This is a genomic window from Serratia sp. YWN4, from assembly GCF_055790845.1.
On record NZ_CM147696.1, the window covers coordinates 3,443,202 to 3,461,863 of the forward strand.

19 protein-coding genes and 2 tRNA genes are annotated in these 18,662 nt (G+C 47.7%); 10 read left to right on the forward strand and 11 right to left on the reverse strand.

Annotation, left to right across the window (positions count from 1 at the left end; translation table 11 throughout):
• Positions 1-9: 9 nt before the first annotated feature.
• The gene (gene rsuA, locus ACX9GT_RS16215; RefSeq protein WP_473187743.1) at positions 10-723 is read right to left on the reverse strand and encodes a 16S rRNA pseudouridine(516) synthase RsuA; all 714 of its coding nucleotides are present in this window, start codon (positions 721-723) and stop codon (positions 10-12) included.
• 296 nt (positions 724-1,019) lie between these two features.
• On the opposite strand from rsuA, the gene radD reads away from it, so the two are divergent.
• Together radD and rplY are read left to right on the forward strand one after the other, a co-directional pair.
• Positions 1,020-2,777, forward strand: a complete 1,758-nt coding sequence (gene radD / locus ACX9GT_RS16220) for a DNA repair helicase RadD (protein WP_473187744.1) — start codon at positions 1,020-1,022, stop codon at positions 2,775-2,777.
• Positions 2,778-2,939: 162 nt separating this feature from the next.
• Positions 2,940-3,224 (forward strand): 50S ribosomal protein L25, encoded by a 285-nt coding sequence (rplY, locus tag ACX9GT_RS16225; RefSeq protein WP_076941536.1) that lies wholly within the window; start codon positions 2,940-2,942, stop codon positions 3,222-3,224.
• Positions 3,225-3,303: 79 nt separating this feature from the next.
• Here the strand turns inward: rplY and yejK are convergent, their stop codons facing one another.
• Positions 3,304-4,308 carry a nucleoid-associated protein YejK gene (gene yejK, locus ACX9GT_RS16230; RefSeq protein ID WP_473187745.1) on the reverse strand — a complete coding sequence of 335 codons (1,005 nt, stop codon included), beginning with the start codon at positions 4,306-4,308 and terminating at the stop codon, positions 3,304-3,306.
• Positions 4,309-4,546: 238 nt separating this feature from the next.
• On the opposite strand from yejK, the gene ACX9GT_RS16235 reads away from it, so the two are divergent.
• From ACX9GT_RS16235 to ACX9GT_RS16245, 3 genes are all read left to right on the forward strand, one after another.
• Positions 4,547-4,774, forward strand: coding sequence for a YejL family protein (locus ACX9GT_RS16235; protein WP_076941538.1), 228 nt, complete (start codon positions 4,547-4,549; stop codon positions 4,772-4,774).
• Between the two features lie 9 nt (positions 4,775-4,783).
• Positions 4,784-6,559 carry an LPS biosynthesis-modulating metalloenzyme YejM gene (gene yejM / locus ACX9GT_RS16240; RefSeq protein ID WP_473187746.1) on the forward strand — a complete coding sequence of 592 codons (1,776 nt, stop codon included), beginning with the start codon at positions 4,784-4,786 and terminating at the stop codon, positions 6,557-6,559.
• A 77-nt stretch (positions 6,560-6,636) separates the two neighbouring features.
• Positions 6,637-6,713: transfer RNA gene (locus ACX9GT_RS16245), tRNA-Pro, on the forward strand.
• A 357-nt stretch (positions 6,714-7,070) separates the two neighbouring features.
• On the opposite strand, the gene ACX9GT_RS16250 is transcribed toward ACX9GT_RS16245, so the two are convergent.
• Positions 7,071-7,385: a BrnA antitoxin family protein gene (locus ACX9GT_RS16250; protein WP_473187747.1), complete on the reverse strand. Its 315-nt coding sequence runs from the start codon at positions 7,383-7,385 to the stop codon at positions 7,071-7,073.
• The gene (locus ACX9GT_RS16255; protein WP_473187748.1) at positions 7,372-7,662 is read right to left on the reverse strand and encodes a BrnT family toxin; all 291 of its coding nucleotides are present in this window, start codon (positions 7,660-7,662) and stop codon (positions 7,372-7,374) included. The genes ACX9GT_RS16250 and ACX9GT_RS16255 overlap by 14 nt, the downstream gene beginning before the upstream one ends.
• A 288-nt stretch (positions 7,663-7,950) precedes the next feature.
• Here ACX9GT_RS16255 and ACX9GT_RS16260 point away from each other — a divergent pair, with 288 nt between their 5' ends.
• Entirely contained in the window at positions 7,951-8,193 is a 243-nt protein-coding gene (locus ACX9GT_RS16260; RefSeq protein ID WP_473187749.1) for a DinI family protein, read from the forward strand.
• Between the two features lie 965 nt (positions 8,194-9,158).
• The gene (locus ACX9GT_RS16265; RefSeq protein WP_473191617.1) at positions 9,159-11,978 is read left to right on the forward strand and encodes an autotransporter outer membrane beta-barrel domain-containing protein; all 2,820 of its coding nucleotides are present in this window, start codon (positions 9,159-9,161) and stop codon (positions 11,976-11,978) included.
• Positions 11,979-12,271: 293 nt separating this feature from the next.
• On the opposite strand, the gene ACX9GT_RS16270 is transcribed toward ACX9GT_RS16265, so the two are convergent.
• Positions 12,272-12,347: transfer RNA gene (locus ACX9GT_RS16270), tRNA-Thr, on the reverse strand.
• A 396-nt stretch (positions 12,348-12,743) separates the two neighbouring features.
• Between ACX9GT_RS16270 and ACX9GT_RS16275 the strand changes: the two genes are divergently transcribed.
• The gene (locus ACX9GT_RS16275; protein WP_473187750.1) at positions 12,744-13,130 is read left to right on the forward strand and encodes a GFA family protein; all 387 of its coding nucleotides are present in this window, start codon (positions 12,744-12,746) and stop codon (positions 13,128-13,130) included.
• Between the two features lie 38 nt (positions 13,131-13,168).
• Positions 13,169-13,690 carry a GIY-YIG nuclease family protein gene (locus ACX9GT_RS16280; protein ID WP_473187751.1) on the forward strand — a complete coding sequence of 174 codons (522 nt, stop codon included), beginning with the start codon at positions 13,169-13,171 and terminating at the stop codon, positions 13,688-13,690.
• A gap of 273 nt (positions 13,691-13,963) precedes the next feature.
• On the opposite strand, the gene ACX9GT_RS16285 is transcribed toward ACX9GT_RS16280, so the two are convergent.
• The 6 genes from ACX9GT_RS16285 to radC all read right to left on the reverse strand — a co-directional run bounded on the left by ACX9GT_RS16285 (position 13,964) and on the right by radC (position 17,029).
• A complete protein-coding gene (locus tag ACX9GT_RS16285; protein WP_473187752.1) occupies positions 13,964-14,434 on the reverse strand; it encodes a hypothetical protein in 471 nt (156 codons plus the stop codon).
• On the reverse strand, positions 14,421-14,969 hold the full coding sequence (locus ACX9GT_RS16290; protein WP_473187753.1) for a hypothetical protein: 549 nt from the start codon (positions 14,967-14,969) through the stop codon (positions 14,421-14,423). Before ACX9GT_RS16290 ends, ACX9GT_RS16285 begins: the two co-directional genes overlap by 14 nt.
• Positions 14,970-15,031: 62 nt before the next feature.
• Positions 15,032-15,352: a hypothetical protein gene (locus ACX9GT_RS16295; protein WP_473187754.1), complete on the reverse strand. Its 321-nt coding sequence runs from the start codon at positions 15,350-15,352 to the stop codon at positions 15,032-15,034.
• A 4-nt stretch (positions 15,353-15,356) separates the two neighbouring features.
• Positions 15,357-15,899, reverse strand: coding sequence for a recombinase family protein (locus ACX9GT_RS16300; protein ID WP_179253186.1), 543 nt, complete (start codon positions 15,897-15,899; stop codon positions 15,357-15,359).
• A gap of 345 nt (positions 15,900-16,244) precedes the next feature.
• Positions 16,245-16,598 carry a DUF2787 family protein gene (locus ACX9GT_RS16305; RefSeq protein ID WP_473187755.1) on the reverse strand — a complete coding sequence of 118 codons (354 nt, stop codon included), beginning with the start codon at positions 16,596-16,598 and terminating at the stop codon, positions 16,245-16,247.
• A complete protein-coding gene (gene radC / locus ACX9GT_RS16310; RefSeq protein ID WP_473187756.1) occupies positions 16,595-17,029 on the reverse strand; it encodes a RadC family protein in 435 nt (144 codons plus the stop codon). Before radC ends, ACX9GT_RS16305 begins: the two co-directional genes overlap by 4 nt.
• Positions 17,030-17,859: 830 nt before the next feature.
• Here radC and ACX9GT_RS16315 point away from each other — a divergent pair.
• Complete coding sequence (locus ACX9GT_RS16315) at positions 17,860-18,651, forward strand: DUF4225 domain-containing protein (protein ID WP_473187757.1); 792 nt, start codon at positions 17,860-17,862, stop codon at positions 18,649-18,651.
• Positions 18,652-18,662: the final 11 nt, after the last annotated feature.

Consider the following 18,662-nt stretch of genomic DNA (forward strand, 5'->3'; position numbering starts at 1 on the left):
GCCGCAAAATCAATCCTGCAGGTGCGGCGCACCGACGCTGGCGATCTCTTCTTCGGTCAGCGGGCGATATTCGCCCGGCGCCAAATCATCATCCAGCACAATGGCGCCAATACGTTCACGATGCAGCTCAATCACCCGGTTGCCTACGGCAGCAAACATGCGTTTTACCTGATGATAGCGCCCTTCACTGAGCGTCAGGCGAACCAGGTGATCTTCGATCTTTTCCAGGCGCGCCGGTTTGGTCAGGTCTTTTTCATTATGCAACTGCACGCCTTGTTCAAACTGCTGTGCGGTATCTTCGGCTAGCAGATGCTCCAGCGTCACCAGATAGGTTTTCTCACAGTGATGCTTCGGAGAAGTGATGCGGTGCGACCACAGGCCGTCATCGGTCATCAACACCAGACCGGTGGTATCAATATCCAGCCGCCCTGCCGCATGCAGCTTGTAGGCCACCGGTTCATCAAGGAAATAAAGCACCGTCGGGTGATCTGGATCTTCGGTGGAACACACATAACCTTGCGGTTTATTGAGCATGAAATAGCGTGGCCCGGTCAGTTGTGACAGCACGTTGCCGTCGAATGTCACTTCCTGTTCCGGGGCCAGCTTGATCGCCCCGCTCTTGACCACTTCGCCATCTACGGTGACGCGTTTTGCACGCAGTTCACGCGCTACCAGGGCGCGGCTGATGCCTAATTGCTGAGATAAAAACTTGTCCAGTCGCATTGAATCTGCTTTGCCTGTCGTTGTTATGATCGCATTGATCGTATTGCTGAATATGACGCCCCCACCCTTACACCAGGTGCAAAAAGCAGGTTCGAAGAGGAGGAATCAGTAAAATCGCGTGGGGAAACAGCGATTGCTGTCACACAAGTATAGCGGTGTAAACGGTGCCATGACAGCGGCAATTTCCAAGCCTCTCGCCCCCCCCGCGCGATAAGGGCATAATAATAGAAATTTTTCCGCTGGTTGCTCGCTTTCATAAGCACTCAGCGGCCCATTCCAGCAAACGGCGTTAATTCATGGCATTTATCCTGCGCCCCTATCAGTTGGAGGCGGTCGAAGCCACCATCCAACATTTCCGCCAGCATCCTGAACCGGCATTAATTGTGCTGCCGACCGGGGCTGGCAAAAGCTTGGTGATCGCCGAGCTGGCAAAGCGTGCCCGTGGCCGGGTGCTGGTGCTGGCGCACGTCAAAGAGTTGGTGGCGCAAAACCATGCCAAGTACTGCGCTTACGGGCTGGAGGCGGACATTTTTGCCGCCGGGCTACAGCAGAAAGAGAGCGCCGGTAAAGTGGTGTTTGGCAGCGTGCAGTCGGTGGCGCGCAATCTACCGCTGTTTGATGGCGCTTTTTCGCTGCTGATTATCGACGAATGCCACCGCATCAGCGACGACGACGGCAGCCAGTATCAGCAGATTATCCAGCATCTGCAAAAATCCAACCCACAACTGCGCCTGCTTGGCCTGACGGCCACCCCTTACCGGCTGGGAAAAGGCTGGATTTATCAGTTTCACTACCACGGTTTTACCCGCAGCGACAGCAGCAGCCTGTTCCGCGACTGTATCTATGAGCTGCCGCTGCGCTACATGATCAAGCACGGCTTTCTGGTTCCGCCCGAGCGGTTGGATATGCCGATCGTGCAGTACGATTTCAGCCGACTGGAAGCCAGAAGCAACGGTTTGTTCAGCGAGGTGGATCTTAACCGCGAACTGAAAAAGCAGCATCGCATCACGCCACATATCATCAGCCAGATTGTTGAGTATGCTGAAACCCGCAAAGGCGTAATGATCTTTGCTGCAACGGTAGAACATGCGCGCGAAATCCACGGTTTGTTGCCAAGCGGGGAAGCCGCCTTGGTTAGCGCCGAAACGCCACCTGCCGAGCGCGATGCTCTGATCGCTGCCTTTAAACAGCAGCAGTTACGCTATCTGGTTAACGTGGCGGTATTGACCACCGGTTTCGACGCTCCGCATGTCGATCTGATCGCGATTCTGCGGCCAACCGAGTCCGTCAGCCTGTATCAGCAGATCGTCGGGCGCGGCTTGCGGCTGGCACCCGGCAAGAAAGATTGTTTGATCCTCGACTATGCTGGCAACCCGCACGACCTGTTCACCCCAGAAGTGGGGGTCAGCAAGCCGCACGCGGGCAGCCAGCCGGTGCAGGTATTTTGCCCCGCCTGCGGCTTTGCCAATCTGTTCTGGGGCAAATGCACCGAGAGTGGCGCGATCATCGAGCATTATGGCCGCCGCTGCCAGGGCTGGCTGGAAGACGACGACGGCAATCGTGAACAGTGTGACTACCGTTTCCGCTTCAAAAACTGCCCGCACTGCGGGGCTGAGAACGATATCGCCGCACGCCGTTGCCATCAGTGCCAGGAAGTGCTGGTCGACCCTGATGATATGCTAAAAGCCGCACTAAAACTGAAAGATGCGCTGGTGTTGCGCTGCGGCGGCATGGAGTTACAAGACGGCCGGGATGACAAAGGGGAATGGCTGAAAGCCACCTACTACGACGAAGACGGCACCAGCACTAGTGAGCGTTTTCGCCTGCAAACCCCGGCTCAGCGCAAAGCGTTTGAAATGCTGTTCCTGCGGCCACATCAGCGCGCGCCGGGGGTGCCATTCCGTTGGCAGAATGCTGCGGATGTTCTGGCTCAGCAAGCGCTGCTGCGCCATCCAGACTTTGTGGTGGCGCGTAAACGCGGCCAGTTCTGGCAAATCCGCGAAAAAGTTTTTGATTATCAGGGGCGCTTCCGCCGTGCCAATGAGCTGTATTAAGGGCTGTGGCGCGCACTTGCGGCAGGTTTTCATTGCCCACAGAGCGGCTTTCCGTTAAAATGCCGCCCGCTTTACCTGGGTTCGCCCAGTGTGAAAGCAGGTTATCGAGCCTGTTACTGGGTCGCCTGTAGCAGGGTAAATTTTCTTTTAAGAGAAAAAACAATGTTCACTATCAACGTACAAGTACGTAAAGACCAGGGTAAGGGTGCGAGCCGCCGCCTGCGTGCAGCAAATAAATTCCCAGCTATCGTTTACGGTGGCAAAGAAGCTGCTGTTTCCATCGAACTAGACCATGATTCTGTGAAGAACATGGAAGTTAAACCAGAATTCTACAGCGAAGCAGTAACTCTGGTTATCGACGGTAAAGAAACCAAAGTTAAGGTTCAGGCTGTACAGCGTCACCCGTTCAAGCCAAAACTGGCTCACATCGACTTCGTTCGCGTTTAATCGCCACGTTATCGATATTTCGGGACGCCGAAGTAGAAAACGCCGCAATTGCGGCGTTTTTTATTGGCTGCGATCGGGCTTATTTGCCGCCTGAACGGCGTTGCAGCTGATCGCGCAGGTTCGGCGGCGTGCCGCGAATAGTCAGCGTATCGGTAGCCGGATCCCAAAAGATCCGCTCACCTAACAGCATCGCATCAAAGTTCAGGCTGATGCCGCCACCGCTACCGGCAAATTTGGTCAACTGACGCAGCGTACCGCGATCCGCCGGGAAACTCTCTTCCAGTTGATAACCCTGTTCGCTGGAAAATTGCAGGAAATCTTTTTCACCCACCGGTGCGATCTCTTTCGACAGCTCCTGCAACGCAATCTCTTCGCCCGCCTGCAACTGCTCATTGCAGTAGCTGTAAACCTGCTGGCGCACCGACTGGCGTTCGTTCTTACCCAACTGCGCATCGGCACAGTAATCGTCCACCGCTTGCAGCAGCCCACGGTTCTGCGCCTTGGTGTCCAAACCTTCGGCCGCTGCCAGGAAATCCATGAAGAAATCAGAAACTTTACGGCCCACGCGCCCTTTCAGGAAGGTCAGATAACGCGTTGATTGCGGATTGGTTTCCCATTCGGTCAAATCAATACGCGCCACGATATCCGCGTGGTTGATGTCCAGATAGTGAGTCATGCTGAGATCCAGCTCTTCATTGACGCGCGTACTGTTACAGCTGTTCAGCACGGCGATCAGCAAATACTCCACCGCCAGATAACGGTATTGGCCAAACAACACCACGCCGCCGGAGGCAAACGGGTATTTGGCCAGTTCATCGCGCAGGCGACCGGTCGCGGCGCGGCTGAATGCCAGGAAGTCTTCATCACCCTTGCGGCAGGTACGCAGCGCATCCGCCAGTTCGCTCCCTTCGTTAAACAGGCCGTACGCTTTGCTCTTGGCGCTGTAAACGCGGTGCAGCTCTGCCATCATCTCTTCCACCGCCGCATTGGTAGGGAGAAGGGAATCGCGCAACACCACGTCCAACGTCTGTTCGTCGCGTTTAACCAACTGGTGCAGTGCGATCTGCTGGATATCCAGACTCATGATAAATCCTCCTGTTCTTTGAGCGCGTATTCAAGCACTGAAGGCGTCGCCCTGCAACCGATACCCGGTGGATTTCAAGATACAGGTAGGCGCAGGGATAGAAGCAGCCAGCCCCCTGCATCTTGAAAGGCAACGGGTATAATCATTTCCTTAACGATCTTCACGCTATAAAAGAGCGGAAAAACACGGCTCTATACGGTAAGATATTGGACTTTGTCAGGCTTTGAGCACAATCTTTATGCCACAATCATCTCGTTACAGTGACGAACACGTTGAACAATTGCTTTCTGAACTGGTCAATGTTCTGGAAAAACACCATACTCCCACCGACCTCTCTTTGATGGTGCTGGGCAATATGGTAACCAACCTGATCAACACCAGTATTGCTCCCGCGCAGCGGAAGTCACTGGCAAGATCGTTTGCCGAAGCTCTGCAAGCTTCGATCCGTGAAGATAAAGCGCATTAATAATTATTTATGGTGACAAACCGTCAGCGTTATCGTGAAAAAGTCTCCCAGATGATCAGTTGGGGGCACTGGTTCGCCTTATTCAATATTCTGCTCAGTATCGGGTTGGGCAGCCGCTATCTGTTTGTTACCGACTGGCCAGCCTCATTGTTGGGGCGGGTTTATGCGTGGGTCAGCCTGATTGGGCACTTCAGCTTTATTGTGTTTGCTGCCTACCTGCTGATCATCTTCCCCCTCACCTTTGTGGTGATGTCGCAGCGCCTGCTGCGATTTATTTCTGCCGCGCTGGCCACCATGGGCCTGACCTTGTTGCTGGTCGATAGCGCCGTATTTACCCACTTCCACCTGCACCTTAACCCGGTGGTATGGGAACTGGTGATCAACCCGGATCAGAGTGAACTGGCGCGTGACTGGCAACTGATGTTCATCAGCGTACCGGTGATCTTCCTGATCCAAATGCTGTTTGCCACCTGGAGCTGGCAGAAACTGCGCAGCCTTAACCGGCGCAGCTTTGGCAAACCGCTGGCGGCGTTGTTTATCTGCTCGTTCTTTGCTTCGCATCTGATCTATATCTGGGCAGATGCCAATTTCTATCGCCCGATCACCATGCAGCGCGCCAACTTGCCGCTGTCTTATCCGATGACCGCGCGTAAATTCCTGGAAAAACACGGCCTGTTGAACCAAGAAGAGTACGAACGCCGCCTGATGCAACAGGGCAGCCCTGAAGCCGTGGCTGTGGAATATCCGCTGAGCCCATTGAGTTACCGTGATAAAGGGAGTGGTTACAACCTGTTGATGATTGTTGTTGATGGCATTCGCCCGGCTGATATCGCGCAGGATATGTCCACCCTTACCCGCTTTGCGCAAGAAAATATCCGCTTCAGCAATCATTACAGTTCCGGCAACCAGGCTGATACCGGTCTGTTTGGCCTGTTTTACGGCATTTCGCCTACCTATCTGGATGGGATTCTAGCCGGGCGTAAACCTTCGGCATTGATTAATGCGCTGAGCGATCAAGGCTATCAGTTTGGCCTGTTCTCTTCGGATGGATTTAATGCCGCGCTGTATCGCCAGGCATTGCTGGCTGATTTTTCGCTACCAGCCCCTACCGTGCAGAGCGATGCGGTAACCACCCAACAATGGCAACGCTGGCTGGCCGCCCAGAATCACACCGCACCGTGGTTCTCTTACCTCAACTTCAGCGGTGCTGCCCTACAGAATAATAGCGACAAACCGGATGCATTTATCCAGCGCTACCGTAATGGTGCGAAGGATGTTGATGCCCAGATCGCACAAGTGCTGGCGACGCTGAAAGAAAAAGAGATGCTGGACAACACCGTCGTGGTGATCACCGCAGAGCACGGTATGGAATTCAATGATACCGGCGAAGGGAATTGGGGGGCAGGTACCCGCTTCAACCGCAGCCAGTTGCAGGTTCCTCTGGTTATTCATTGGCCAGGTACGCCGGCACAGGCGATCAATAAACTGACCAATCACAATGACGTGATGCGTACCTTGATGCAGCGCCTGTTGCATGTCAGCACCGCCGCGAATGATTACTCGCAGGGCGAAGATCTGTTTGCCGCACAGCGGAAAAATGACTGGCTAGCCACCGGCAACCGCAGCCTGCTGGTCATTACCACGCCAACGCAAACCCTGATGTTGGACAGCAACGGCAGTTATCGCGCCTACGATCAGGATGATAATGAGATAAAAGATGAAAAACCTCAGTTAGCGCTGTTATTGCAGGTGCTGACCGACGTTAAACGCTTTATTGCCAACTAACTGCTTAAATCTAAAGCAATCAGCGATAAGCCATCTTGAATTCACGACGGGAAACGGTAGTATAGGTCGCACTGCGTCGGCATGTAGCGCAGCCTGGTAGCGCACCGTCATGGGGTGTCGGGGGTCGGAGGTTCGAATCCTCTCATGCCGACCAAACACCTATTCGGATAGTAACGGTTACTATCGGAAACATCACAAAAACCCGCAGCCTGATTAGGTTTGCGGGTTTTTTATTGCCTGTTATCGTTCGGTATGGCGATATTTTGGGACTATGCAAGGGACTCCTGCCCCGTAGGCCCATAAATGCGTAGTCCATAGTCCTATAAAATGGTGATACAGATAAAACCCCTGACCAACACAGAGATCAAAGCAGCCAACATTCGGCAACGACTCTAGCAAGCATCCACTGCCGTTTTGATGGTGGATACGTGCAGCGAATGCAAAAAGAAAAGGGCCGGAGTTCAAATCCAACCCTTCAGGTGAATGCTCAGGCTATGGCTCTTTCATTGCATCAGATTTTGATATCTGACGGAGAGTGGTTTTTAAGCCAGTCTTTCATAGCTGCGTCCATACGAGTTTGCCAACCGCGTCCCGTGGCTTTGAAAGCGGCAATCACTTCCGGGGAGTATCTGATACTGACTTGCGCTTTGGGTTCAGCTTTAACAGGACGCCCTTGCTTACGTATTGCTTTCAATTCACTGAAAGGCATTAGTTTGAGGTTCTTGTCATCGAGCAGATGTGTATCAGGATCTTTTGCGATGGCTTCCCTAATTTTATGGTCTTCCACATCTGTTGGTAGGATGGTTCCCGGTTTAAGTTTTGGCATAGTTTTTCACCTCCAATCTGGTGGCTTGCCGCAAGCTGATAATGCGGTAGATTTCCTCGCTGTCTTCCTCGCTGTACGTGAAAACGACGACATAAATTCGGTTATTGAGATAGGCGAGGCCGTAAGTGATACCGATATAACGATCTTCGCCGTAGTTGCCGAGGGGATCAGATGCGGCAACCATCCGATCCCACTCAAGATGTTCAGCATCGGCCAGATACACACCGTGCTTTTGCTTATTGCTCTCGTTCTTAAACGGGTCGAATGTAATTTTCATGTATTTATTGTAGCTACAATAAAGCGTAAGTCAAATGGGCTTGGTGCTGGTGGAACAGCAATAAAAAAGTACCTGGTGTAATGTGTACCATCATCCGGGCCGAGGCCAACCACGAACAGTTAGCACGCAAGGAAATTCACCGCACCCTCGCGCCTGGTATCAGTGTGCGCCTGGCGTTTTATACCAATGAGTTACCACTGCACGATTTTTGTCATATTTCTCTTGCATAAAGCCCCGGCTCTCGGCCAAAATAACTGTATACATAAACAGTTATTTTAAGGTTTAACTATGTTCGTTGAATTGGTGTTTGATAAGCGCAACGTTGCTGGCATTCCGGGGGCCGATGACATTATTAAGGCCGAACTGACAAAACGCGTGCATCGTCTGTTCCCTGACGCCGAGGTGAAAGTAAAACCCATGCAGGCTAACGCTCTGAACTCCGATGCCAGCAAAAGTGACAGAGAGAAGTTAAACCGTCTGCTCGAAGAAATGTTCGATGAATCTGACCAATGGTTGGTTAATGAGATTTAAATCTGACACTATCTTGCGAATAAATAATCGAAAATCTGCGCCGGTATAATTTACCGGCGTAATACCATGGCTAAATAAAGTCTCATTTACTGAGTTATTTAATGTCAGTTCGAAGTATAAATAATTGAATATATATTGACTGCATCTAAAAAAACCTTATCACTGACAAAGTGCATATTATCACAACAAGATGAGTTTATCGCTCAGTAATATAGCCGTTTAATCAGTTATCCAAAACCATCAGAAAAGTAAGACTCTCTAATTTATTCCCAAGCTAAAAACAGGAGAATATCAATTACACATTGAGCAGTAGATGTCACCGGTAAACCCGCCAGATGAAGACAGAACCTACCCTCCTGTTTTCAGCGATCACGATACAGTCAACAACACCTAAGGCGTCTCATGATTTTATCACTATTCGCATCCCCCTACGAATAGACGGCAGCACTAACCTCGATACGGCATCCATTAAATAGGGTTACTTACAGTACTGGTACAACCTCTTAACAAAGATAATATCCGAAGAGATAAATTTGCATTTAATTTAATCTAATCTAATCTAATATACTTAAATTTACATCATCCAAGCAAATTCCCAAAATAGCAAATACTCATTGTTGTGCTTTTTTAATCTACATATAATACATCTGGTTCGTCATTTATTTCCCAAACAACAAACATACGCACATCCAGCATAATAACTATTACACTCACCTTTTGATGTTCCTAAATAACATGAGATGCACGGAATTAACCATTAATATTACATTTATTCAACACCAGGAAAACCTCATATGGACATACACTCTTTAGCCACATGTCGGCAATTTGTTGTTTTTAATCCAAAACCTAAAGAAAAAATCAATAGGCATCGTTCTTCCCATAATTCTGCCGCAAACTCAGAAGTGACGAATGTGTTCAGGCGATCATGCCTTTCTGTTGCACTTTCATGTTCTATCTTGAATGTGCCTTTCGCCTTCGCGGAGACGATTGATGGTGGCCAGACCGTCACTGTTCCAGGCTCACAATCCTCGCCTTGGGGTACCAATAACCTTCTGATCGGCGACGCCATTAGTGGCACATTGCTGATTCAGGACGGCGGAACTGTCACAACCACCGGTGCCAGCTACCTCGGCAGAACCGCAGGCTCAACGGGCACGGTGCAAGTCTCCGGTGCCGGATCATGGAATAACAGCAGCTACCTCTACGTCGGTTACGCGGGTAATGGCTTACTCACCATCAGCGATGGCGGCACAGTCAGCAATACAGATGGCTATATTGCCAACATGGCCGGAGCAACAGGCGCGGTCGACGTATCCGGTGCCGGATCGCAGTGGCATAACAGCAAAACACTCGTTGTAGGTAACTATGGTGATGGTTCACTGACGGTTAGCGATGGCGGTGTTGTGAGTAATACAACGGGCTTTATCGGCTACGCCCCTGATATTACGGGTACTGTCGAAGTGTCCGGTGCTGGATCGCAATGGAATAACAGCGCCTACCTCTATCTTGGCTACTACGGCAACGGCAAGCTCATGATTAGCGATGGTGGCTCGGTGAGCAATACCCTGGGTCTGCTCGGCGTTAGTGTTGGAACAACAGGTGTTGTAGAGGTGTCCGGCGTTGGGTCGCAGTGGCATAACAGCGATTACCTCTATGTTGGCAACGCCGGTAATGGAAAACTCACCATTAGCCATGGCGGTCTTGTCAGCAATACCGCTGGCTATATTGGCTCAGCCACCGATGCAATAGGTATTGTCGAGGTGTCCGGTGCTGGATCGCAGTGGAATAATCGCAACAGCCTCTCCGTGGGTAGCGGCGGAAATGGCACTCTCACCATCAGCGATGGCGGTGTTGTCAGCAATACCACGGGCAGTATCGGTGCGAGCACCGGTTCAACAGGCGTTGTTGAGGTATCCGGCGCTGGCTCGCAATGGAATAACAGCGATGATCTGGCTATAGGCCGCGCCGGTAATGGCACGCTGACCATTGCCGATCGGGCAGAGGTTTCCGCCAGATACGTAACTATTGCTAATAACGCATCCACCCAAGGTACATTAAATATCGGTAACGGTAATCTGGGCGGTACTCTCAATGCATCCAGCATCCGCAGCGGTGCCGGTTCAGCAACAGTCAACTTAAATCATACTGATAATATCGCCTTCGCACCGCGGATGTCCGGTTCATTAACCGTAAATAAGGTTAATACGGGTACCACCACGCTGATGTCTGCCAGTGATTATTCTGGCGTTACTACCGTCGATTCAGGAACCTTACGAGCCGGAACGGCTGGGGCCTTCAGCTTTAACTCAGACTTTGTCATCAAAGCCGACGGAAGGTTGGATCTGGCCGGTTATGACCAAACTCTGGCCAGCCTGAATAACGCCGGTGTGGTGAGTTTTAACGGTGTTCCAGGTACTGTGTTGACCGTTGAGGGTGATTACATCGGTAACAACAGTTTGCTGAACTTCAACACGGTACTGAATGACGATACATCAGCAACCGATAAGCTGGTGGTAGAAGGTAATACTTCAGGTACTACGTTGGTGAGTGTGACCAACGCCGGCGGCAGCGGTGCTACTACTCTGAACGGCATTGAACTGGTACAGGTTAACGGTCTTTCTGATGGTGAATTCGTTAAAAATGGCCGTATTGTCGCAGGGGTTTATGATTACTCTCTGGTACGCGGCACTGGTGCAAAAGCCAGTAATTGGTACCTGACCTCGGCCACAGAGCCAGTAGCACCACCACCAAGCCCAGAGGTTGAAGCTACACCAGAGCTAAAACCAGAAGAAAGTCCGGCAATCATGGTTGAACGTCCAGAAGCCAGTGGCTATGCCTCTAACCTGGCGGCAGCGAACAACATGTTTGTGACCCGTTTGCATGATCGTTTAGGTGAAACCCAATATATTGATGCTTTGACCGGCGAGCAGAAAGTGACCAGCCTGTGGCTGCGTAACGAAGGGGGGCATAACCGTTCTCGTGATACTGATGATCAATTAAGCACACTGGCCAACCGTTATGTATTGCAACTGGGTGGCGATATTGCCCAATGGAGTAGTCATGATCAAAGCCGTCTGCATCTTGGTGTGATGGCGGGCTACGCTAACAGTAAAAGCAACACGGTATCTCGCCTGTCTGGTTACAGTGCTCGCGGCTCTGTTGATGGATACAGTGCCGGTCTGTACGGTACCTGGTATGCCAATGAAGCCGATAAATCCGGTTTGTACGTTGATAGTTGGGCACAATATAGCTGGTTTAACAATACCGTCGATGGCCAGAACTTAAATACCGAAAAGTACAAGTCCAAGGGGATTACGGCGTCAGTTGAAAGCGGCTATACCTTTAGAGTCGGTGAGAATTCAACCCAAAACGCAACTTACTTTATCCAACCGAAAGCGCAAATCACCTGGATGGGGGTGAAAGCAGACGACCACAAAGAAACCAATGGCACAAATGTCTCTGGTGAAGGCCATGGCAATATCCAGACCCGTCTGGGGGTGAAAGCCTTTATTAACGGTTATAGCAATCAGGATAAGGGCAAGGACCGTGTATTCCAGCCGTTTATTGAAACCAACTGGGTCCATAACACTAAAGACTTTGGCGCCACGATGGACGGCATCACCGTGAAACAAGACGGCGCGGCCAACATAGCCGAACTCAAATTGGGTCTTGAGTGCCAGATCAATAAGCAGTTGAATCTTTGGGGCAATGTGGGCCAACAGATCGGGGACAAAGGCTACAGTGATACTGCGGTGATGTTGGGAGCTAAATATAATTTCTAAGGTGATATGACTGTAAAAACCACCCGCCTTGCCGGTGGCTACAGATTGAAAATCCCCCCAGAATAGTTTCAGTCGCTCTGGGGGGATTTTTTTGCCCCACTCTCGGCATGCGAACCTCTCAATAAGCGAGTGGCATAGCGATGCACCTTGGGAGTAGAGCACGACTGCGTGTGGTTTTTCGCATGTATAAAATTTCTATACGCGCAGCTATGCAAAAGTGACCGAAGCGAATAGACGAAAAAGCCCAGCGACCGTTGTGATTGCTGGGCTTAGAGACTAGTTACATCTAATTATGGTGCCGGCTACCGGAATCGAACTGGTGACCTACTGATTACAAGTCAGTTGCTCTACCTACTGAGCTAAGCCGGCTGAATTTGGCGGAAGGACAGAGATTCGAGCTCTGGGACAGTCGCCCGTCGACGGTTTAATACCCTTTCACTCGGATATTTCCCTATCAAACAACGGCTTACCTTCTATTCTGTTTTACCTAAAGCCTGTTTACAGACGCAGGTTGTTAGTCCAATTTTGTTACACATGTACAGCTTCTGTGTAGCAGATGGAATAAGTCTACAAGATGTGATCTGGCTCGTCAAGAGCATTTCTGACGTTACCCTATTGATTTTGTTACGTTGTTACGACATGCAGATTTAATCCGTAACGTCAAGACCATTGATATGACAGGCTGTAACGCTGTTACGTTTGTTACTGGTAAAAATGGTACATTTCTTGTGGTAAGGTTTGAAGATGCCAATCTGGAGGTAGAAGATGCATAAAACCTTTTCTGGTGGATGCCTGTGTGGCTTTATACGTTTTGAAGCTACCAAGCCAACTAATTCCCATATGTGTTCATGCGATCTCTGCCAGAAGCATACCGGCTCTCAAACAGTAGTTTGGATCGAGTTTTCCTCCAAGGAGGTGCAATGGGTAGGAGAAGGCAAACACCCTGCTATGTATCGCTCGTCAGAATTTTCCAGCAGAGCTTTTTGCCCCCGTTGCGGTAGCTCTCTTGGAGCCATAGATGATGGTCCTACCATCGCCTTGTTGACCGGGGTATTTGATATCCCGAGTGCTCTCGATCTCAGGCCGGAAGCTCACTCCTTTGAGGACATGATGCCGGAATGGTGGCAAAAGGTGTTACACATTTCTATATAATTCAGTAAGGGAACAACCCATAATTAAGGAGTAATTCCATGATAGATATCATTATTTATGATGTATATTGGCAAGGGCCTTATACCTTAGATGAAATACCAAAAAACATTAAGGGGGATATTGATAAAGGTCATTGCTTATATCAGATTTATGGCGATCACCCCTGCTATGGTCGGGATGTTTTATTGTATATTGGTAAAACACAAGAAATAACCAAACGACTTTCGCAACATTATGAACGATTCTCATCACAATGCGACTCGGTAAAGGTATTTATCGGTTCTTGCGGTGAGTTTGAAAGCTGGGAAAAATGGAAATCAAACAAAGCATATAAGTTTATTGGCAATGAAATACTGGATGCTATTGAATCATTATTAATTTACGCCCACCAACCAACTTATAATAGCTCCAAACTATGCAGCCCAGACTTTAACAAACAAAATTTCCGAATATTTAACACCAACAAGAGGAAATCACTCATGCCAGAAATCAGCACAGGATATTACCGTGACAATATCAATGAAGAAATAATCAGAGATATTGAAAATAAAGCATTATGATTTTAAAAAGTAACAACCGTAACGCGTAACACCCGTTCAATCTCAACGAATTCGCTGTTACGGTTCATTTTTAGTTCCGTAACAAAGTAACAAACAGATAGCCTATTACCGCCACCATTAATATAAATACGGGGAGCAACCTCAGTATTAGCACTAAGGTATTGTCATCGAGCAACCAGGCCTGCATACTGAGCAGACATAAAATCAAGGTGGAAATACAGGTTAGGATTTTCATACTGTAATTTTAACGGGCCACCGAAGTGACCCGCCAGTTTATACTAATTTTTTAATCACTGAGATGTCATCATCCGTTAATATCTCGCCTTGCTTCAATGGCACCAAAGCCGCAAGAAAATCCAGAGGGTCTTCCCTTAGTTTCTTCATACATATATCAGCAATCAAATTCTTCTTTCTGTCTTCAAATTCTTGTTGGCTAATCATGTCAGCATTAAGCAATGATGATAGCCTCTTCAGCTTTTCGGTAAAGTCAGCGATATCTATATACTCCTTGTTTCCTTGCTCCTCAATTTCCGCTCTTTCATTCATCAATTTAGCAGAACTATAAGCATCAAATGTTGCATAGACTGCTGGTATTAATGCTAGAGGCAGAAATATTATCCCAAAGATACAGGCCACGACGAACAGAATAACGCCCTTGGTAACATCACCGTTATAAACCTGACCACTACCACAGATGATAAATGACAAAATAGCCGCAAGTGCAGGATCTTTAGCTTTCTGCATTGTTACCCCTAAGTTTTTTAGCAAAATAACTCTTAATCAGAACACCACTTAATGATGTCATCACAATAATTATCCCCATCCAGGCATGCCAATAGTATTCAGGAATACTCAATCTGTAGATCATAGCGATTATTGACATAGCCAAAAGTGTAATACCAAAATACAAAGCATCTTCGTCAGGCAATGGCAAATTATTTTTCAGGCAAGCACCACTCATACCCAGTGCAAGCAATGTAGATATCACCAAAAACATTTCATTCAGGCCACCGATATTAGACTGAGCAACTACAAGCAACGCTGCTCCAGATAGAATAGGCAGTACTATGCAAAGGCTTCTTTCAAGGGCCTTATCCTTAAATTGGATATTTTCATAGATAATTCCACCAACCATCCCAAATAACCCTCCGACAAAAGTAGTTGCGACACACATTACTACTTCGGTGATCCCATTGAATAAAACCATAGTCAAGATTAAAACCAACACAAGCGTTATTGCAATGTTTATTCCATTGAGCTTTTGAATTGAGATCCTCATTTATCCCTCATGACATTAAAGTAAGTATAGTATTTTAATTACCACTAAGGTAAACACACTAGCTATTGGATACAAGGTTCCCAGCGTTCATTTCCAAAGTCACGTATATACACTTTGCCAGAAGCCAATATATTCAGTACAACCTCCGTAATTTTCTTTCCTTGTGAAACCAAGACAAATTTCATTAATTTTCCATCGCCATCATTTTCGACTTCATCAAGCATTAATTTATCACCATTCAATATTATGGCTGTTTCTGAAGGAATCCCCGTATCAAGATGTAGAAACAACGATGTTTTTGAACAAATGAAACCCCTATTTATAACTTGAGCACTACTTATTGCTGGAATCATTATGATAATGAAAAATATCAGCCTCAACATCCCTCTATTGCCTCCGTAATATTCTCTGAACGCTGGAAATACTGATCCCAACACGCCTTGCAGCTTCAGCTTTCGGCAAGCCTTCATCCAGTAATCCCAGCACCTCATCTTCTTTTGCCATCGCGGTAGGCTTCCTGCCCTTGTATTTCCCTTTTGCTTTAGCGATTGCGATGCCTTCCGCCTGGCGCTCCAGCATCAGTTCCCGTTCGAACGTTGCTATTGCTCCTATCATGGTCAGCATCAATTTTCCCGTTGGTGTTGACGTGTCGATCCCTAAGTTCAAAATCTTCAGTGATACCCGCTTACGTTGCAGGAATTCGGCAATCTCCAATAAGTGCCGAGTGTTCCTGGCTAACCGATCCAACTTGGTGACAACAACCGTGTCACCTTCCCGCACGAATTCAAGCATCGACTTCAACTGTGAGCGATCATCTTTCGAACCACTGATGGTTTCCTGGAAGACCTTCTCACAGTCCTGTAGCGCCTTGAGTTGAGCTTCCAGACTCTGCCCAACGGTGCTGACCCGTGCATATCCAACTCGAGCCATAAGGCCTCCTATGGTCAATAGGCCAAGGTACACTGACTGAACCGGTCAAAATGCTGAAACCCGCTTAATTGACTGGTAAAATCACCGTCTTTTTCGGGCGTCACATGACCTTGGTCTATTGCACTTGCCTAGCGTTTATTAAGAAATCAGGCCTCCCGTTTGAGATGGCCCTGACGATGGCAACTCGAGATAACCTGATTAAGATGTGAACAATGAAGTGATAATTTGGGGGACCTCAAAGACCGTAATCTTCAGGTACGTAGTAGGCCATCAATCCTCGGAAGAATACGGTGACGAAAGCAGCCACCCCAGCCAGCAGGGCTTCAAGCAGTAACACTCCCCAATTCATGACGCCACCTGATAGACGCCGGAACGGTAATAGTTGACAAAGTTCTTCTGCCAGAGTTGGAACAGTTCACCGTAACGGCGAATATCGCTATAGCCGGTTAACGGTTGAAACCCAGCCCCTTGCCCGAAGTCGAAATCAAGTGATTTTTCCAATTCAGGGTACGGACCGAAATAGGCAAATTCGGTGACATAATCCAAGGTATCACCCAGTAACCGGATCTCTACAGGTCGATATCCCCCTTGCGGTGAATAGTCCGGTGAACGAAAGTTCAGGATTAATTCGTCGACAGGCTTACGGTGCTTTTCCAGAATGGAAATAAAGCCTTTCTGTAATGGCAGTGAACATTTCATAGCCATCCCCTTTCAGCAAAAGATACCGTTTTACCGCCACCAACAACGATGTGATCCAATAATTGAACCTCCACCAGCCCCATTACCTCACGAATCCTGTCAGTAATTGCCCTGTCAGCCTGTGACGGCTCAGGATTACCAGAAGGATGATTGTGGGAACAGATAATGGCGGAAGCATTCAACTTCAGTGCTTTCCTGGCTATTTCTCTGGGGTAGACGCTCGTTTCCCTGATAGTACCGAAGAACATCTCCTGATACTGGATCACCTGATATTGATTATTCAGAAAGATGACGGAAAATACCTCCTGCTCTCTTTCACCCAGCTTCAGGGCAAGAAAGCTTTCGGTTTCTTTAGATGACAATAATGACTCCGAGCGATACAGCCTTTGAGTCAATATCTCTCTGGCTTTATTAATAATTTGATCGTGCATGATTTTCTCCTAAGTAGATCTGCACGTTTCTTGTACCGGTAAAGAGAGCCAATATTGAATCAGGATGAGGGTATAAGAGAAGTAAAAGCCTATTTCTGGTCACAAGGGTCTTTGAGTCATTTGGCGGTCTGCTGGCAGGTATAAGAACAGTGCCGATTAATGCCGATTGCTGTTTTGGCACTTCCTTGTCAGGACAACGATAACAGAAGAATTAGGGAGGGAAATGCCGATTATTAGGCTATTTTGTAAAAGTCCCTATAAGAATCTTCACAGGAAAAGTTTACTAATATGCCGAAAAATCGGCACTAAAGGCTCCTTCTGTGCTTTATCGGTTGAGGTGACATAACCAGTCGGCATAAGGCCTCCAGAAAAATACCACTGCCTTCAATAGAATTCAGTAAGCTACCCAAATAATCGATGACTATCAGGTAGAATAGTTGTTGCAAGGGATTTTTACCCTCGTAATATTGTGCTAAGCTTTAAACAGAGCTACAACAACGGAGTCAGGCACATGGATGACAATGAGTTAAAGAAAAAACTAATACGATTGGGCATGAAGGAAATTGATGCAAAGTCATTAATACAAACAGCACACTATAAAAGAATCAGCGTAAAGAAAGCGTTTATAAATAGCTTTATGGGCACATACAGATGCGTAATATTATGTTTGTTCGCATATGTTTTTTTTATTTGGGACATGGATACGGAAAGCAGACTTGTTTTTTCATTCATATACATATCATTTAATATGATTGTTTATTTTCTTACTCCTTTTTTTAAAGGTTTTTTTTGGAGTTTAAAGGTTTTATTTATACTGAGAGGAAAATGGAATGGTTAGTTTTTCACTTGCAGCATTGGAGCGGAAGAAAGATGATATCCGACGTCTCAGCTTTGATATCTCCTGTTTTTATCTGAGTGATGTGAGATTGCGTAATGATTTTCTCTACTCAGAAGATAAACAAGCCAATGGCTATATTAATGAATTCAAATTAGGCAGATTATCATTTTCTGATGCAAACACCAAACTGCAAGAGCAATATAATGTCCTGAACGACAGATACTCTGATTTAATGAGTGGAAGAGCAAAACTGTATGCAATAGCTGAAAGAAGAAAAGAGCAAAACTCTATACTCAACATCACATTAAAACAGGTTGGTTTTGTTAGTGGAGGATTACAAGCAGTTGGTGGTTATGGAATATGTAAAGCAAGTGTAGGAACTGCATGTGCTTATTTAGGAGCCCCTTTGTTTTTACATGGCTTAGAAAACATGTGGGAAAATGGCTATTATCTTGCACTTCGAAAAGAGCCCAATAACATTCCACTCCGACAAGCCTATCGGCAATCTGCTAAACTGTTAGGAGGTAATGACAGGGATGGAGACATTGCTTATTCAGTCGGAGATCTCTCCCTATCCGCAGGAACGATGTTTAAATATGGGCTTAAAGACGACGCTTGGAAATTATTCTATTATATCAGAGAAGATTATATTATTGGCTGGAAAACCATGGGTGCCGCAGGTCTTACTAGTGAATTGGTAGGTGACTCGGCAACGGGATTTTCCCTCTATCAGTTAATGAATGATAGTAACTCCAGTCAATGGAATGACTTGTCAGAGAAATAATAAATACCGCT

Excerpts from the sequence above, each read along its gene's own strand:
- radD (WP_473187744.1), top strand. The coding sequence starts at position 1,020 with ATGGCATTTATCCTGCGCCCCTATCAGTTGGAGGCGGTCGAAGCCACC.
- ACX9GT_RS16300 (WP_179253186.1), bottom strand. The coding sequence starts at position 15,899 with ATGGCTCGAGTTGGATATGCACGGGTCAGCACCGTTGGGCAGAGTCTG.
- ACX9GT_RS16295 (WP_473187754.1), bottom strand. The coding sequence starts at position 15,352 with ATGTTGAGGCTGATATTTTTCATTATCATAATGATTCCAGCAATAAGT.
- yejM (WP_473187746.1), top strand. The coding sequence starts at position 4,784 with ATGGTGACAAACCGTCAGCGTTATCGTGAAAAAGTCTCCCAGATGATC.
- ACX9GT_RS16285 (WP_473187752.1), bottom strand. The coding sequence starts at position 14,434 with ATGCAGAAAGCTAAAGATCCTGCACTTGCGGCTATTTTGTCATTTATC.
- ACX9GT_RS16315 (WP_473187757.1), top strand. The coding sequence starts at position 17,860 with ATGGTTAGTTTTTCACTTGCAGCATTGGAGCGGAAGAAAGATGATATC.
- ACX9GT_RS16290 (WP_473187753.1), bottom strand. The coding sequence starts at position 14,969 with ATGAGGATCTCAATTCAAAAGCTCAATGGAATAAACATTGCAATAACG.
- ACX9GT_RS16255 (WP_473187748.1), bottom strand. The coding sequence starts at position 7,662 with ATGAAAATTACATTCGACCCGTTTAAGAACGAGAGCAATAAGCAAAAG.
- ACX9GT_RS16280 (WP_473187751.1), top strand. The coding sequence starts at position 13,169 with ATGATAGATATCATTATTTATGATGTATATTGGCAAGGGCCTTATACC.
- ACX9GT_RS16305 (WP_473187755.1), bottom strand. The coding sequence starts at position 16,598 with ATGAAATGTTCACTGCCATTACAGAAAGGCTTTATTTCCATTCTGGAA.
- ACX9GT_RS16260 (WP_473187749.1), top strand. The coding sequence starts at position 7,951 with ATGTTCGTTGAATTGGTGTTTGATAAGCGCAACGTTGCTGGCATTCCG.
- ACX9GT_RS16235 (WP_076941538.1), top strand. The coding sequence starts at position 4,547 with ATGCCACAATCATCTCGTTACAGTGACGAACACGTTGAACAATTGCTT.
- rsuA (WP_473187743.1), bottom strand. The coding sequence starts at position 723 with ATGCGACTGGACAAGTTTTTATCTCAGCAATTAGGCATCAGCCGCGCC.
- rplY (WP_076941536.1), top strand. The coding sequence starts at position 2,940 with ATGTTCACTATCAACGTACAAGTACGTAAAGACCAGGGTAAGGGTGCG.
- radC (WP_473187756.1), bottom strand. The coding sequence starts at position 17,029 with ATGCACGATCAAATTATTAATAAAGCCAGAGAGATATTGACTCAAAGG.
- ACX9GT_RS16250 (WP_473187747.1), bottom strand. The coding sequence starts at position 7,385 with ATGCCAAAACTTAAACCGGGAACCATCCTACCAACAGATGTGGAAGAC.
- ACX9GT_RS16275 (WP_473187750.1), top strand. The coding sequence starts at position 12,744 with ATGCATAAAACCTTTTCTGGTGGATGCCTGTGTGGCTTTATACGTTTT.
- yejK (WP_473187745.1), bottom strand. The coding sequence starts at position 4,308 with ATGAGTCTGGATATCCAGCAGATCGCACTGCACCAGTTGGTTAAACGC.